Source organism: Chryseobacterium sp. SIMBA_038, from assembly GCF_046535115.1.
Lineage (GTDB): Bacteria > Bacteroidota > Bacteroidia > Flavobacteriales > Weeksellaceae > Chryseobacterium.
Map to the genome: position 1 here is coordinate 1 of NZ_JAWRXH010000334.1, position 249 is coordinate 249.

General features: G+C 60.2%; 1 pseudogene. It reads right to left on the reverse strand.

The annotated features are described in order from the left end of the window. Window positions 1–249 (reverse strand): annotated as a pseudogene (locus SB689_RS23785) (hypothetical protein); the annotation flags it as partial.

Consider the following 249-nt stretch of genomic DNA (forward strand, 5'->3'; position numbering starts at 1 on the left):
GCCGTACCGGCCGCCACGTTCGTGACCTGACGCTCGCTTCCCTTCGCACCGACCGAGAACGAGTTGTCGCGATCGGCCACCGATCCTTGGCCAACTGCGACAGCGTTCTTGCCGCTTGCGGTTGCAGTGGAACCGAATGATCCGGCATCCGCCCGCGAGATCCAGCTCGTATTGGCATCGGTTGCTTGCGCTTTGATTCGTTGATCGGTCTCCACAATCTTGAGAGCGGTATTGAGCTGGCCAACGTTG